This is a genomic window from Kitasatospora phosalacinea (assembly GCF_030268885.1).
Taxonomy (GTDB): Bacteria; Actinomycetota; Actinomycetes; order Streptomycetales; family Streptomycetaceae; genus Kitasatospora; species Kitasatospora phosalacinea_C.
This window is the reverse complement of the sequence record NZ_BSSA01000004.1, coordinates 234613-248308: the sequence shown is the minus strand read 5'-3', so window position 1 is coordinate 248308 and position 13696 is coordinate 234613. Positions and strand designations below refer to the sequence as shown.

The window sequence follows — 13696 nt, the reverse complement described above, 5'->3', positions numbered from 1 at the left end:
GCACGAGCGGCGCCGCTACGCCCACCAATCTACCCGCGAGTAACAACGCCCGGCAAGGAGCTGCGGAAGTGACCCGGACGACGCCCGGGCGCCACCCTCAGGCCGCCGCCTCCCGGAACGCCCGCTCCAGCGCCGGGGCGACCAGCTCGGTCTGCCAGGCCCGGGCCCCCAGCGCCCGCAGCGCCTCCGCGATGGCGTCGGCGGCCGGGTCGGCCGGGGGCTCCCAGGAGACCCGGCGGACCAGGTCGGGGGTGATCAGGTTCTCCGCGGGCAGGTGGTGCCGCTCGGCGAGGGCGGTGACGGCGGCCCGGGCTCCGCTGAGCCGGGCCGCGGCGACCGGGTCCTTCTCGGCCCAGGCGCGCGGCGGCGGCGGGCCGTCGTGCGGGGCGGTCGCGGGCGGCAGCGCGGCCTCCGGGATCTCCCGGGCGCGCTCGATCGCGGCCAGCCACTGCTCCAGCTGGCGGCGGTTCACCCGCGGCCCGAAGCCCTGGACGGCGATCAGCGCGGGCGCGTTGGCCGGCATGGCGAGCGCGGCGTTCACGATCGCGGCGTCGGCCAGCACCCGGCCGGGGGAGACGTCCCGCTCGCGGGCGATCCGGTCCCGGGTGAGCCACATCTCGCGGACGGCGGCGAGCTGGCGGCGGCGGCGGACCTTGTGCAGCTGGGAGGTGCGCCGCCAGGGGTCGACCCGCGGCGCGGGCAGCGGCGCGGCCGCCAGTGCGGCGAACTCCTGGTGCGCCCAGTCGAGTTTGCCCTGCCGGTCGAGCTCGGCCTCCAGCGCGTCCCGCAGGTCGACCAGCACCTCGACGTCCAGCGCGGCGTAGCGCAGCCAGGGCTCGGGCAGCGGGCGGGTGGACCAGTCGACCGCGGAGTGCTCCTTGGCCAGCGACAGCCCCAGCACGTTCTCGGTCATCGGGCCGAGCCCGACCCGGGCGAACCCGGCGAGCCGCCCGGCCAGCTCGGTGTCGAACAGCACGCCGGGGTGCATGCCGACCTCGAACAGGCAGGGCAGGTCCTGGGTGGCCGCGTGCACGACCCACTCGGTGTCGGCGAGCGCGGCGTTCAGGCCGGTCAGGTCGGGGCAGGCGATCGGGTCGATCAGCGCGGTCCCCGCGCCCTGGCGGCGCAGCTGGATCAGGTAGGCGCGCTGGCCGTAGCGGTAGCCGGAGGCGCGCTCGGCGTCGACGGCGACCGGCCCGGTGCCGCCGCGGAAGGACTCGACGACGGCGGCGAGGGCCGCGTCGTCCGCCACCACCGGTGGGAGTCCGTCCCGGGGTTCGAGGAGCGGAACCGGGGCGGTCTCTTCGGGGATGGAGGCTACGGCGTCGGTCACCCCCCAAGGGTACGTCGTGCGTCGCCGCCGGGAGTGTTGTCTGACTGGTCGGACCAGGTTCGGACATATGCCAGCCCGGGCCGGCGCGGCCGCCGGCCGCCGCCCCCGCGCACCGCGCGGGCGGGTCGGCGGGACGTCACGACCGGTGGGCCGACCGCCCGGGAGCGGGCGCGACGACGGCCCGGAGGAAACGTTCCTCCGGGCCGCCACCAGGGACGATGCGGATCAGTGGATGATGCCGGTGCGCAGTGCCACCGCCACCATGCCCGCCCGGTCGCCGGTGCCCAGCTTGCGGGCGATCCGCGCCAGGTGGCTCTTCACCGTCAGCGCCGACAGGCCCATCGCCACGCCGATCGCCTTGTTCGACTGGCCCTCGGCCACCAGCCGCAGCACCTCCACCTCGCGACCGGACAGCTCCCGGTACGCCGAGGGCTGCGCGCCGGGCGCACCCGGCGCGCCGGGGACGGCACCGGGCTGGCCGGGGGCGCCGTGGTGGCCGGGCGCACCGGGGTGGTGGTGGCCGGGGAGGCCGGGGCGGCGCATCCGCCCGGCCAGGCCCGCGCCGATCGGCAGGCCGGGGCGGCCGGGCATCGGCATGGTGGTGCGGGTGCCGGTCACCACGTATCCCTTGACGCCGCCGGCCAGCGCCGAGCGGACCGCACCGATGTCGTCGGCGGCGGACAGCGCCAGGCCGTTGGGCCAGCCCGCGGCGCGGGTCTCGGCCAGGACGGTCAGGCCGGAGCCGTCGGGCAGGTGGACGTCGGCGATGCAGATGTCGCGCGGGGTGGAGACCCGGGGGCGGGCCTCGGCGATCGAGGAGACCTCGATGACGTCACGGACACCGAGCGCCCATAGGTGCCGGGTGACCGTGTTCCGGACCCGGGGATCTGCGATGACCACCATGGCGGTGGGCTTCGTCGGACGGTAGGCGACCACGCTTGCGGGGTGCTCGAGAAGGACCGACACCTGAGGCCTCCGGGGGGAGTGGCGGACGAACCCCGAGGGGGCGGTCGGAGTGTTCCGCGTCTGGAAAGGGTCACTGACACCTTCGGCATCAACCGTGCCCGGCTTTAGCGGGTGATCACGATCTAGTGAGTAACAATACGGACAAATCGTGCAGATGACCGGTACGACATGCCTGGAAATCGCACAGAATCGATCACTGCCGACGCCGAGTCGATCGCGAACGTGCAGGTAATTGACCTGGAGTGCCCGAGAAGTCACACTCCGTCAGCCCTGCGGGTGGCGCCGGACCCGGGGCGCGGGGTTGTCCCCCTGAGGTGTCGGGAACGCCTGACGGCCGCTCGGCGGCCGGTGACGGGCGGCCGTGCCGCCGGCGTCAGTGCGAGTTGCGCGGACGGCGGCGGGCCGGCATCGGCACCACCCCGCCCAGCACGCCCGGCCCGTCCGCGGGCAGCGGCGCCGGGGCGGACGGCGGCAGACCCGCGCACACGCACAGCAGGTCCGCCCAGGCGGCCAGGTGCCGCTCGAAGCGGCGGTCGGCCGGCGTCCAGGACGCCCGCAGCTCGATCTCGGTGGACGAACCGCGCTCGGCCAGCGCGCCGAAGTACTGCGAGTGGCACCGGGTCACCGTGCCGGACGGCTCGGCGTACCCGGCGGCCTGCGCCTGCAGCGCGTCCAGCAGCCAGCTCCAGCCGACCTCGGACAGCAGCGGGTCGCCCGCCATCTCCGGCTCCAGCTCGGCCCGGGTCATGGTGACCACCCGGAAGTCCCCGTTCCACGCCTCCGGCGCGGACGGGTCGTGCAGCAGCACCAGGGTGCCGTCCGCCAGCTCCTCGCCGTCCACCTCGACCGAGGCGGAGAACGCGAAGGTGTACGGGGCCAGCCGGCGGGGGGCGGGCTGCGGGGACAGCCGTACCTCGGGGCGCAACCGCGCCCCGGTCAGCGCCTCGACCGCGTCGCGGAACTCGATCGGCGCCGACTCCCTGCCCGTTCCTCCACCCTGTGCGGATTGCCCGCCGACCGCTGCCATGACCGGAAGCCTAGGCGGCGCGGACCCGCAAGCCGAGCACTTTCGTCCCTCCGGCGTGCCGAAGACCCGGAAAACGACCGGGCCGCGGGCCCCGCCCCGACGGCCACCGCCCGAGGTGTCCGTTTTGCCTGGTCGCGCCGGCGCTCGGACGGGAGCGCACCGGCCCCGTGCGAGGATGTGACCCGTGAGTGAGACCCCCGCAGCCCAGTCCGGTCAGCGGCCCCGCGGCGCCGCGTACGACTCCGTCTTCCTGCGCGCCGCCCGCAACGAGCCGGTGCCGCACACCCCCGTGTGGTTCATGCGGCAGGCCGGGCGCTCGCTGCCCGAGTACCTGAAGGTGCGCGAGGGCGTCCCGATGCTCGACGCCTGCATGCAGCCCGAGCTGGTCAAGGAGATCACCCTCCAGCCGGTGCGCCGCCACAAGGTCGACGCGGCCATCTTCTTCTCCGACATCGTCGTCCCGCTCAAGGCGGTCGGCATCGACGTCGAGATCAAGGGCGGCGTCGGCCCGGTCATCGCCGACCCGATCCGCACCGCCGCCGACCTCCAGCGGCTTCGCCCGCTCGAACCCGACGACATGCCCTACATCACCGAGGCGGTCGGCCTGCTGGTCGCCGAACTCGGCGCCACCCCGCTGATCGGCTTCGCCGGGGCCCCCTTCACCCTGGCCAGCTACCTGGTCGAGGGCGGGCCCTCGAAGTCGTACGAGAACACCAAGGCGATGATGTACGGCGCCCCCGAGGTGTGGGCCGAACTCGTCGACCGGCTCGCGCAGATCACCGCCGCCTTCCTGAAGATCCAGATCGAGGCCGGTGCCTCGGCGGTCCAGCTCTTCGACTCCTGGGCGGGCGCGCTCGCCCCCGACGAGTACCGCCGCTCCGTGATGCCCGCCAGCGCCAAGGTCTTCGACGCGGTCGAGCTCTACGGCGTCCCGCGGATCCACTTCGGCGTCAACACCGGCGAGCTCCTCGGCCTGATGGGCCAGGCCGGCGCGGACATCGTCGGCGTCGACTGGCGCGTCCCGCTCGACGAGGCCGCGAAGCGGGTCGGCCCCGGCAAGGGCCTGCAGGGCAACCTCGACCCCGCCGTCCTCTACGCCCCCACCCACGTCGTCGAGGCCAAGGCCCGCGAGGTCCTGCACGCCGCCCGGGCCCTCGGCGGCAGCCACCACATCTTCAACCTCGGCCACGGCGTCATGCCCACCATGGACCCGGACGCGCTCACCCGCCTCGTCGCCTTCGTCCACGAGGCGAGCGCCCGGTAGCGGCCCCGGCCCCGCGCCCCGTTCAGTCCTCCCCGCCGCCGAGGTGGGCGAGGACGGCCAGGACGCGGCGGTGGGTGTCCTCGGCCGGGGGGAGGTCGAGCTTGAGCAGGATGTTGCCGATGTGCTTGGCGGTCGCCGCCTCGGAGACCGTCAGGCGGCGGCAGATCTCCGCGTTCGAGCAGCCGCGGGCCATCAGCTCGAGGACCTCGCGCTCGCGGGGGGTGAGGCGCTCCAGCGGGTCGCGGCGGCGGGCCAGCAGGCGGCGGACCACCTCGGGGTCGACCACCGTGCCGCCCGCGGCGACGGTGTCCACCGCGGCCAGGAACTCCTCGACGTGGCCGACCCGGTCCTTGAGCAGGTAGCCGACGCCCGCACCGCCGCCGCCGGCCAGCAGGTCGGCGGCGTACGAGCGCTGGACGTACTGGCTGAGGACCAGCACCGGCAGGTCCGGCCGCTCGGCGCGCAGGTGCAGGGCGGCGCGCAGGCCCTCGTCGGCCAGGCCCGGCGGCATCCGGACGTCGGTCAGGACCAGGTCGGGGCGGTGCTCGGCGACGGCGGCGAGCAGGGCGTCCGCGTCGCCGACGGCGGCCGCCACCGTGTGGCCGAAGCGCTCCAGCAGGCCGATCAGGCCCTCGCGGAGGAGGACGGAGTCCTCGGCGAGGACGAGGCGGAGCGGGGGTCGGTCGTCGGGGTGCACGGGATCTCCACACGCAGCAGGGTCGGGCCGCCCGGCGGGCTGCTGACGGACAGTCTGCCGCCGACCACCGCCACCCGGTCGGCCAGCCCCGTCAGACCGGTGCCGCGGGCGGGGTCGGCGCCGCCGGTGCCGTCGTCCGAGACGTCCAGCCGCAGGCGGCCCGCGGACCAGCGACCGTGCACCCGGGCCGCGGACGCCCCGGCGTGCCTGGCCGCGTTCGCCAGCGCCTCGGCGACCGCGAAGTAGCCCGCGGACTCGACGGCCGCGGGCAGCCGGCCCGGCAGGCGGACGTCCACCGCGACCGGCAGCACCGAGCGGTCCGCCAAGTCCGCGCAGGCGTCCGGCAGGCCGCGGTCGGCCAGGACCCGGGGGTGGATGCCGTGCACCAGCTCGCGCAGCTCGGCCAGCGCCGCGTCGGCCTCGGCGTGCGCCGCGGCCAGGCGGCGGGCGAGCGGGCCGCCCGGCGGTGCGTCCAGCCGGGCCAGGCCCAGCGACATCGACAGGGCGACCAGGCGCTGCTGCGCGCCGTCGTGCAAGTCCCGTTCTATGCGGCGGCGTTCGGCCTCGAACGCGTCCACCAGGCGGGCCCGGGAGCGGACCAGCTCGCCGACCCGCTCCTGGCCGCCCGCCAGCGCCCGGGCCAGCGCCGCCCGGGTGCCCGCCGCGACCGCCAGCGGGTAGCCCGCCAGGGCCAGCAGCACCGCGCCCCCCGCCGCCACCGCCCAGGCCTGGCCCGGCGCGTGCAGCTGCCAGACCTTCAGCACGTTCACCTGCTCGCCGTCCAGGGCCAGTTGGAGCGGCGTCGTCACCAGCCAGGCCGGGACCAGCAGCGCGCCCGCCACCACCAGCAGCTCCAACGGCCAGAGCAGGAACGCCGACAGCACCGCGCCGCCGGCCTCCCGCCACGTCGCCCCCTCGGCGTACCGGGTGCGCAACCAGGCCCGCGGGCCCGGGCCGTCCGGCACCCGGTGCGGATCGGGCACCGGCGCCCCGCCCATCAGCCGCAGCAACCGCCGCTCGCCCGCCCCGGAGACCAGCCCCGCCAGCGGCAGCGCCGCCAGCAGCGGCACCCCCACCAGCAGCACCGACAGCGCCCCGCCGACCGCGGCCCACAGCAGCAGCACCGCGCACAGCACCGCCCCCGCCAGCGCGCACGCCAGCAGGTACGCCGCCGAGCGCCACGGCCAGGCCGTCCGCAGGAAACCGGGCCTGCGCAGCGCCTGCCAGCAGTCGGACACCGGGCACCTCCTTTCACCAGGACCGACCCTAGGCCGCCGCCCCGGCCGGTGTCGGTAGAGCTGGCTCCACTCTTCGCGGTGGAGCGGGCGTCCATGTGCGAACCGCCCGGCGCCGCTTGGCTTGGACCCATGACGACCCCACTGACCAGGATCGCCGTGCGCTCCCTCAACGCCGGACGGACCGCCCTGCTCGGGGCGTTCACCGCGCTCGCCCTGGGCGTCGCGCTGATCGCCGCCACCCTGCTCGGCCTCGCCGCGGCCACCGCCCTCCCGCCCGGCGAGGACCGCACCGCACTGCTCGCCCAACTCGGCACCACCTGCGGCGTCAGCCTGTTCACCGCCGGGTTCGTGGTCGCCGCCACCTCCTCCTACGCGGTCGCCCGGCGCCGCCGCGAGTTCGGACTGCTGCGGCTGGCCGGCGTCACCCGCGGCCAACTCACCCGCACCGTCCTGCTGGAGGCCCTGCTGCTGGGCCTGCTCGCCGCCGCCACCGGCAGCGCGCTCGGCCGCGCCGCCGCCCCGCTGCTGGCCCGCGCGCTGAGCGCCGCCGACCTCGCCCCCGCGGGCTTCCGCACCGGCAGCCCCGGCTGGCCGCTGGTCACCGCGTTCTGCACCGGCCCGCTGGTCGCCCTCGCGGGCACCGCCGTCGCCGCCCGGCGGGCCGGCCGGGTGCGCCCGCTCGAAGCGCTCCGCGAGGCCGACGTCGACCTGGGGGTGATGACCGCGGGTCGCTGGCTCGGCGGCCTCGCCCTGCTCGGCACGTACGCCGCCGTGGTGGCCGCCGCGCTCGCCGGTGACCCGGCCGAACTGCTGCACCGCAAGACCTACACCCTCCAGCCGATGCTGCTGGTCGCCGCCACCGCCCTGCTCGCCCCCGTCCTGGTCCGCCCGCTGCTGCGCCTGCTCACCCGTCCCGCCACCCGGCCGCCCCGGCTGGTCCGGGCCGCCGCGCTCGGCGGCCTGCGCCGCACCGGCGCCACCGCCGCACCCGTCCTGCTCGCCACCGCCCTCGCGGGCACCCTGGCCGGCGCCCCCGCCCTCGTCGCCGCCGCCCGCGCCGCCGAGGCCCGCAGCACGGTCGCCGCCGACCTCGTCCTCACCCCCGCCCCCGGCGGCGAGGGGGCCGACGCGCTGACGGCCGCACTGCGGGCGCTGCCCGGGGCCGTCGTCTCGCCGAGCGCCGCGACGCCGCTCGCCGTCGTCGAGGCCGACGGCACCGCCGTCCGCGCCGAGGGCCGGGCCGTCGCCGACCCGGCCGCGCTGACCGCCACCACCCGGCTGCCCGTCCTCGCGGGCGACCCCGCGGCGCTCGACGACGACAGTGCGGTGCTCGCCGAAGAGTGGGGGCACCCGCGGGTCGGCGACCGCGTCCCGGTGGTGCTCGCCGACGGCACCCGGCGGGAGCTGCGGGTCGCCGCCGTGCTGCGCGAGGGCACCGGCAGCAACCCGGTGTACGTCACCCCGCGCAACGCCCCCGGCGCCCGCACCGACCGGATCGACGTCCGCGGCGCCGCCGCGGACGCGGCGGCCACCGCCCGGGCGCACGGGGCCACCGCGCAGACCCGCGCGGCCTGGCTGGACGCCCACCACCCCGCCGCCGACCCGCAGCTGATCCGCCGGATCGCCGCCGTCCTCGGCCTCGCCCTGCTCTACACCGCGATCACCCTCGCCCACACCGCGCTCACCACCACCACCGACCGCCGCCGCGAACTCGCCCGGCTCCGCCTGGTCGGCACCACCCGCGCCCGCGTCCTGCGGCTGGTCGCCGCCGAGACGCTCCTCGTCACGGCGGTCGGCGTCCTGCTCGGCACCGCCGCCACCCTCACCACCCTCGCCACCATGGGCGCCGCCCTCCACCGCACGGGCGCCCCCGTCCCCCTCGCCCTCCCCTGGACGGCCCTCGCCGTCACCGCCCTGTTCTGCGCCCTGGTCACCGTCCCCTGCGCGGCCCTGGCGGCCCTGCGCGCCACCAAGGGCCGTGCGGTGGAGGCGCGTTAGGCGACCAGGGGCGGCGTCGGCCCCATTTACGCGGAGCTTCCGGCTGGCTACCGTGCATCACGGGAGGGGTCATGAGCTGTCTGCTGCGGTTGCTCGGCCTGGCGGGCATCCTGTGGATGTTCGGCATGGGGGTCTTCGGTCACGACTGGTCGCTCGCCGGGCTGGTCATCCCGGTGTCGACCTTCGTGCTCTTCGTCGCGGACCAGGTGGGCCGGAGCGAGGCCCGCCACCTGCAGGAGGCCGCGGCGGCCCGGGAGCGCGAGCGGCGCCGGGCGGAGGCGGAGCAGGAGGCCCCCGCGGGGTCCCCGGCCGGTTCCGACGGGCCCCCGGCCGGTTCCGACGGGCCCCCGGCCGGTTCCGACGGGGACGGGCCGGACGCGATCCCCGCCGACCCCCGCTGACCGGCCCGCCGCCCGGCCCGCCGCCCGGGCCCGGGTCACGTCCTGCCGTCGACGCCCTCGCCGATGCGCCCGTCCGAGTCCGAGCCCGAGCCCGCGTCGGCGTCCGCGTCGACACCCGGCGCGTGCGTCGGGCGCGGCGGGACGGCGGGGGCCCCGGCGCGGCGGGAGCGCAGGCGGCGGCGGAGCAGCCAGGCGAGCGGGGCGAGCACGGCGAGGAAGGGCGCCACGGCGGCCAGGGCCACCAGCAGGACGCGGACCAGGCCGACCAGGGCGTGCCAGCCGTTCGAGAGGCCGTGGCCGACGGAGGCCCAGAAGCCGGTCCCCTTCTCCTCCGGCTCGACGTGGACGGGCTGGTAGGCGGTCACCAGTTCCAGCGTCACGGTGGACAGCGAGGTGCGGGCCGACAGCTCCTGCTGCTGGCGCTGCAGCGACTCCAGGTCGGACTCGCGGCGGGTCAGCTCGCTCTCCAGCGACACCACCTCGGACAGGCTCTTCGCGTCGGCCATCAGCGCCCGCACCCGGTCCACGCTGGCCCGCATCGACTTCAGGCGGCTGTCGACGTCGGCGATCTGCTGGGTGAGGTCGTCCGCCTGGCTGCTGAGGGCGAGCCGGGTGCCGAGCCCGCCCAGCCCGTCCAGGGTGGCCTGGTAGGACGCGGACGGGACCTTCAGGGTCAGCGTGGACAGCGTGCTGTCGCCCTTCCCGCCGCGCAGGTTCTCCCCGGCGACGTACCCGCCCGCCCGGGTGACCAGGTCGACGGCCTTGGTGCGGGCGTCGTCCACGGCGTCGACCCGCAGCGTCAGCTTGGCCTGGTAGGCGATCTGGCGGTCCGTCACCTGCGCGGTGCCCGCGGCGCCCGCGGTGCCCGCGGTGTTCGACGTGCTGCCCCCGGAGCCGGGCCCGGCCCCGCTGCCGACGGCGCCGTCACCGCTGCCGGGGGCCGCCGCGGCCTTGTCCTGGGCCTGGGCGCCGCCCCCCGCCGGGGCCACCGCCGGGGCCGCCGACTCCGAGTGGCCGGAGCCCGCGCTGCACCCGGCCAGCAGCAGGACCGCGGCCACCGCCCCCGCCGCGCCCGCTCTGCGTACCCGCAGGTCCATGTCGCATCCTCCCCGTGGTCCGGGGCGGGCCGGTCGCCCACCCCCACGCAGCTGTGACGCGGCGGCCCCCGGACCGGACCCGCCCCCGCGGTACCGGATCGATCACGCCGCGGACTCGTCCCGGTCTCGGAGGGTCGCGGGCCCGATCCCGGCGATCCGGATAAGGGCTGGGAGACTGATCGACATGGCGAAACCTCACGTCGTGGTGATCGGTGGCGGCATCGCGGGCCTGGCCGCGGCCGCGTTCCTCGGTGACGCAGCGGTACGGGTGACCGTGCTGGAGGCGTCCACGCGCTTCGGCGGCAAACTGCACGGCGGTGAGGTCGGCGGCGTCCGGGTCGACCTCGGCGCCGAGTCGATGCTCGCCCGCCGCCCCGAGGCGGTCGACCTGGCCCGCCGGGTCGGCCTCGGCGACCTGCTCGAACCGCCCACCACCGCCAAGGCCGCGATCTGGACCAGAGAGGGCCTGCGCCCGCTGCCCGGCGGCCAACTCATGGGCGTACCGGGCGACTTGGACGCCCTCAAAGCCTCCGGCGTGCTCACCCCCGAAGGGCTGGAACGGGCCTTCCACGAGCAGGACGCCGAGCTCGGCGAGGACGCCCCGATCGGCCGCTACGTCGCAGACCGGCTCGGCCGCGAGGTCGTCGACCGGCTCGTCGAACCGCTGCTCGGCGGCGTGTACGCCGGGCACGCCGACGAGATCTCGATCCGCGCCGCCGTCCCGCAGCTGCTCCAACTCGCCCGGCAGGGCGGCCCGTTGACCACCGCGATCCGCGAACTCACCAGCCGCGCCACCGCCACCGGACCGGTCTTCCAGGGCCTGCGCGGCGGGCTCGGCACCCTCCCCGAGGCCGTCGCCGCCCACGGCCGCACGCACGGCGCCGAACTGCTCACCGGCCACCGGGTCGACGCCCTGCGCCGCACCCCCGACGGCTGGCTGGTCACCACCGGCGGACGCCGACTCGCCGCCGACGCCGTCGTGCTGGCCGTCCCGGCCCCGCAGGCCGCCGCGCTGCTCGCCGACGACGCCCCCGGCGCCGCCGCCGAACTGCGCGCCGTCGAGTACGCGTCCATGGCCCTGGTCACCCTCGCCTTCCGCCGCGCCGACCTCGCGGACAGCCCGCTCACCGGCAGCGGCTTCCTCGTCCCCCCGGTCGACCGGCGCAACATCAAGGCCTCCACCTTCTCCAGCAACAAGTGGGGCTGGCTGGAACGCTCCGCCCCCGACGCCTTCCTGCTGCGCACCTCGCTCGGCCGCCACCGCGAGGACGCCGCCCTCGACCTGGACGACGCCGAACTCGTCGCCCGCTCCCTCGCCGACCTGCGCGCCGCCGTCGGCCTGCGCGCCACCCCGTACGACCACGCCGTCACCCGCTGGCGGGCCGGGCTCCCGCAGTACCCCGTCGGCCACCTCGACCGGGTCGCCCGGATCCGGGCCCACCTCGACGCGCTCGGCGCGATCGCGGTCTGCGGCGCCGCGTACGACGGCGTCGGCATCCCCGCCGTCGTCGCCGGGGCCCGGCGGGCCGCGGAGCTCCTCACCCCCGGCACCGGCACCGCCCGCACAGAAGGGACAATGGGCTCATGACCGAAAGCACTGAGCAGCCCGTGAAGAAGAAGGCCCGCGACCTCAACCAGGTCATCCGCTACACCATGTGGTCGGTGTTCAAGCTCAAGGACGCCCTTCCGGAGGACCGCGCCGCCCTCGCCGCCGAGGTCGACGGCCTCTTCGAGCAGCTCGCCGCCAAGGACGTCGTCGTCCGCGGCACCTACGACGTCTCCGGCCTGCGCGCCGACGCCGACATCCTGGTCTGGTGGCACGCCGAGGACTCCGACGACCTGCAGGAGGCGTACAACCGCTTCCGCCGCACCGCGCTCGGCCGCCACCTGGAGCCGGTCTGGTCCAACATGGCGCTGCACCGCCCCGCCGAGTTCAACAAGTCGCACATCCCGGCGTTCCTCGCCGACGAGCGGCCCCGCGAGTACGTCTGCGTCTACCCCTTCGTCCGCTCCTACGAGTGGTACCTGCTCCCCGACGAGGAGCGCCGGGCGATGCTCGCCGAGCACGGCATGATGGCCCGCGGCTACCCGGACGTGCGCGCCAACACCGTCGCCTCCTTCGCCCTCGGCGACTACGAGTGGCTGCTGGCCTTCGAGGCCGACGAACTCCACCGCATCGTCGACCTGATGCGCGACCTGCGCCCCTCCCGCGCCCGGCTGCACGTCCGCGAGGAGGTCCCCTTCTTCACCGGCCGCCGCAAGCCGGTCGCGGAGCTGCTCTCCGGCCTGTACTAGGCCGGTACCGGGCCCGCACCCGGGTTTGCGCCGGGCCCGCACCGGAGAGACCGAACGGCACCAGGGCCCGGACCGGACGCTCCCCCCGCGGGACGCGGTCCGGTCCGGGCGCACCCACCGTCCGCCCCCGGAGGAGCGCGTGTCCGCAGCACCCGGCCCCGTCGTGTTCGAACGGGTCGCCCCGGTCGTCCCGGTCCGTGACCTGGCCGCCGCCCTGGCCCGCTACGGCCGCCTCGGCTTCACGACCGAACCGTACGAGGACGGCTCCCGGTACGGCTTCGTCTCGCGCGGCGCGGTGGAGCTCCACCTGACCGAGTGGGCCGAACACGACCCGCTGCGCACCGGCGCGGTGGTCTACCTGTACGTGTCGGACGCCGACGCGGTGCACGCCGAGTGGGCGGCGGCGGACCCGCCCGGGCGGCTGACCGGACCGGCCGACACCCCGTACGGGCTGCGCGAGTTCGGCTACGTCGACCCGGACGGCACCCTGCACCGCGTCGGATCCCCGCACTCCTCCTCCGCCGCGGCCGCCGGGTGAGCGCCGGGCGGGCGGTCGCTCGCGGCCGGTGGTCCGGGCGTCCGCGCGCTGCCGTCCGGCTCCGGGGCCACCGGTCTAGGAACCGAGCGCCGCGCGCAGGCGCGGATCCCGGACGGCGGCCGGGCCGGAGATGGCGACGGCGGTGAGCAGGTCGTCGTCGGTGACGGGGGTGTGGCGGCAGGGGAGGGCCCGCAGCAGGGTCTGGCCGGCGGGGGCGGCCCACGCGGTGTAGGCGTGGACGTCGACCCGGGCCATCAGCAGGGTGCCGCCGGTCAGGACCAGGGGCAGGGCGTACCAGGCGGCGGCGGTGCGGGCGGTGTCCCCGTCCGGGGCGGTGAGCAGGACGGTCAGCAGCAGCATCGCGGCCGCACCGACCAGCGCGTAGCGGACCTGCCGGACCGCCCGCAGGGCGTGGTCGCGGACGACGGCCGGGGTCGCCAGCCCCGCCGTGGTGAGCCGGTCGCCGATGTCGCGGACGGTGGGGTGCACGGCCAGCGCGGCCTTGAGCTGGGCGGTGCGGCACTGGCCCTCGGGGCCGATCGCACCGATCAGGGCCCGTTCGAGGCGGCCGCGGCCCTGCGGGTCCACGACGGTGGTCCAGCCGGTGTGGGCGAGGTGCAGACGCCCCACCCCGGCCATCCGCACCAGCGCCAGGTCGACCACCCGGGCCGGACCGCCGGCCAGGTACGCGGTCTCGTAGAGGCCCACGCCGGAGAGCCGGTGGGCGGGGTGCGGGGGCCGTCCGGTGAGGGCGTCGGCGATCGCGGCGACCCGTACCAGGCGGAGGCAGGAGTACACCGCGGCGGCACAGGACGGGATCAGCAGCAGCACCCACATGCTTT

At 76.7% G+C, this 13696-nt stretch carries 13 protein-coding genes; 6 read left to right on the top strand and 7 right to left on the bottom strand.

The features are described 5' to 3' along the window. Positions 1-97: 97 nt before the first annotated feature. The 3 genes from QSK52_RS08985 to QSK52_RS08975 form a co-directional block, all read right to left on the bottom strand. Entirely contained in the window at positions 98-1333 is a 1236-nt protein-coding gene (locus QSK52_RS08985) for a ribonuclease D (protein WP_285735391.1), read from the bottom strand. 225 nt (positions 1334-1558) lie between these two features. Continuing rightward, positions 1559-2299 (bottom strand): response regulator transcription factor, encoded by a 741-nt coding sequence (locus QSK52_RS08980; RefSeq protein WP_285735390.1) that lies wholly within the window; start codon positions 2297-2299, stop codon positions 1559-1561. A gap of 373 nt (positions 2300-2672) precedes the next feature. After that, positions 2673-3326, bottom strand: coding sequence for a DUF3000 domain-containing protein (locus QSK52_RS08975; protein ID WP_285735389.1), 654 nt, complete (start codon positions 3324-3326; stop codon positions 2673-2675). A 184-nt stretch (positions 3327-3510) separates the two neighbouring features. Here QSK52_RS08975 and hemE point away from each other — a divergent pair, with 184 nt between their 5' ends. Beyond that, positions 3511-4590 carry a uroporphyrinogen decarboxylase gene (hemE, locus tag QSK52_RS08970; RefSeq protein WP_285735388.1) on the top strand — a complete coding sequence of 360 codons (1080 nt, stop codon included), beginning with the start codon at positions 3511-3513 and terminating at the stop codon, positions 4588-4590. Between the two features lie 22 nt (positions 4591-4612). Here hemE and QSK52_RS08965 read toward each other — a convergent pair whose 3' ends face one another. Then, positions 4613-5287: a response regulator transcription factor gene (locus QSK52_RS08965; protein ID WP_285735387.1), complete on the bottom strand. Its 675-nt coding sequence runs from the start codon at positions 5285-5287 to the stop codon at positions 4613-4615. Further along, a complete protein-coding gene (locus QSK52_RS08960) occupies positions 5215-6525 on the bottom strand; it encodes a sensor histidine kinase (RefSeq protein ID WP_285735386.1) in 1311 nt (436 codons plus the stop codon). The genes QSK52_RS08965 and QSK52_RS08960 overlap by 73 nt, the downstream gene beginning before the upstream one ends. A 129-nt stretch (positions 6526-6654) precedes the next feature. Between QSK52_RS08960 and QSK52_RS08955 the strand changes: the two genes are divergently transcribed. Both QSK52_RS08955 and QSK52_RS08950 read left to right on the top strand, forming a co-directional pair. After that, a complete protein-coding gene (locus tag QSK52_RS08955) occupies positions 6655-8523 on the top strand; it encodes an ABC transporter permease (protein ID WP_285735385.1) in 1869 nt (622 codons plus the stop codon). Between the two features lie 71 nt (positions 8524-8594). Further along, entirely contained in the window at positions 8595-8924 is a 330-nt protein-coding gene (locus tag QSK52_RS08950; protein WP_285735384.1) for a hypothetical protein, read from the top strand. Positions 8925-8959: 35 nt separating this feature from the next. On the opposite strand, the gene QSK52_RS08945 is transcribed toward QSK52_RS08950, so the two are convergent. Beyond that, complete coding sequence (locus tag QSK52_RS08945) at positions 8960-10021, bottom strand: DUF4349 domain-containing protein (RefSeq protein WP_285735383.1); 1062 nt, start codon at positions 10019-10021, stop codon at positions 8960-8962. Positions 10022-10205: 184 nt separating this feature from the next. Here QSK52_RS08945 and hemG point away from each other — a divergent pair, with 184 nt between their 5' ends. The 3 genes from hemG to QSK52_RS08930 all read left to right on the top strand — a co-directional run bounded on the left by hemG (position 10206) and on the right by QSK52_RS08930 (position 12854). Next, a complete protein-coding gene (hemG, locus tag QSK52_RS08940) occupies positions 10206-11609 on the top strand; it encodes a protoporphyrinogen oxidase (protein ID WP_285735382.1) in 1404 nt (467 codons plus the stop codon). Continuing rightward, positions 11606-12316, top strand: a complete 711-nt coding sequence (hemQ, locus tag QSK52_RS08935; RefSeq protein WP_285735381.1) for a hydrogen peroxide-dependent heme synthase — start codon at positions 11606-11608, stop codon at positions 12314-12316. The genes hemG and hemQ overlap by 4 nt, the downstream gene beginning before the upstream one ends. A gap of 139 nt (positions 12317-12455) precedes the next feature. Next, the gene (locus QSK52_RS08930; protein WP_285735380.1) at positions 12456-12854 is read left to right on the top strand and encodes a bleomycin resistance protein; all 399 of its coding nucleotides are present in this window, start codon (positions 12456-12458) and stop codon (positions 12852-12854) included. Between the two features lie 75 nt (positions 12855-12929). Here the strand turns inward: QSK52_RS08930 and QSK52_RS08925 are convergent, their stop codons facing one another. Further along, positions 12930-13691 (bottom strand): TIGR04222 domain-containing membrane protein, encoded by a 762-nt coding sequence (locus tag QSK52_RS08925; protein WP_285735379.1) that lies wholly within the window; start codon positions 13689-13691, stop codon positions 12930-12932. Positions 13692-13696: the final 5 nt, after the last annotated feature.

Excerpts from the sequence above, each read along its gene's own strand:
- QSK52_RS08975 (WP_285735389.1), bottom strand. The coding sequence starts at position 3,326 with ATGGCAGCGGTCGGCGGGCAATCCGCACAGGGTGGAGGAACGGGCAGG.
- QSK52_RS08955 (WP_285735385.1), top strand. The coding sequence starts at position 6,655 with ATGACGACCCCACTGACCAGGATCGCCGTGCGCTCCCTCAACGCCGGA.
- QSK52_RS08950 (WP_285735384.1), top strand. The coding sequence starts at position 8,595 with ATGAGCTGTCTGCTGCGGTTGCTCGGCCTGGCGGGCATCCTGTGGATG.
- QSK52_RS08945 (WP_285735383.1), bottom strand. The coding sequence starts at position 10,021 with ATGGACCTGCGGGTACGCAGAGCGGGCGCGGCGGGGGCGGTGGCCGCG.
- hemG (WP_285735382.1), top strand. The coding sequence starts at position 10,206 with ATGGCGAAACCTCACGTCGTGGTGATCGGTGGCGGCATCGCGGGCCTG.
- hemQ (WP_285735381.1), top strand. The coding sequence starts at position 11,606 with ATGACCGAAAGCACTGAGCAGCCCGTGAAGAAGAAGGCCCGCGACCTC.
- QSK52_RS08925 (WP_285735379.1), bottom strand. The coding sequence starts at position 13,691 with ATGTGGGTGCTGCTGCTGATCCCGTCCTGTGCCGCCGCGGTGTACTCC.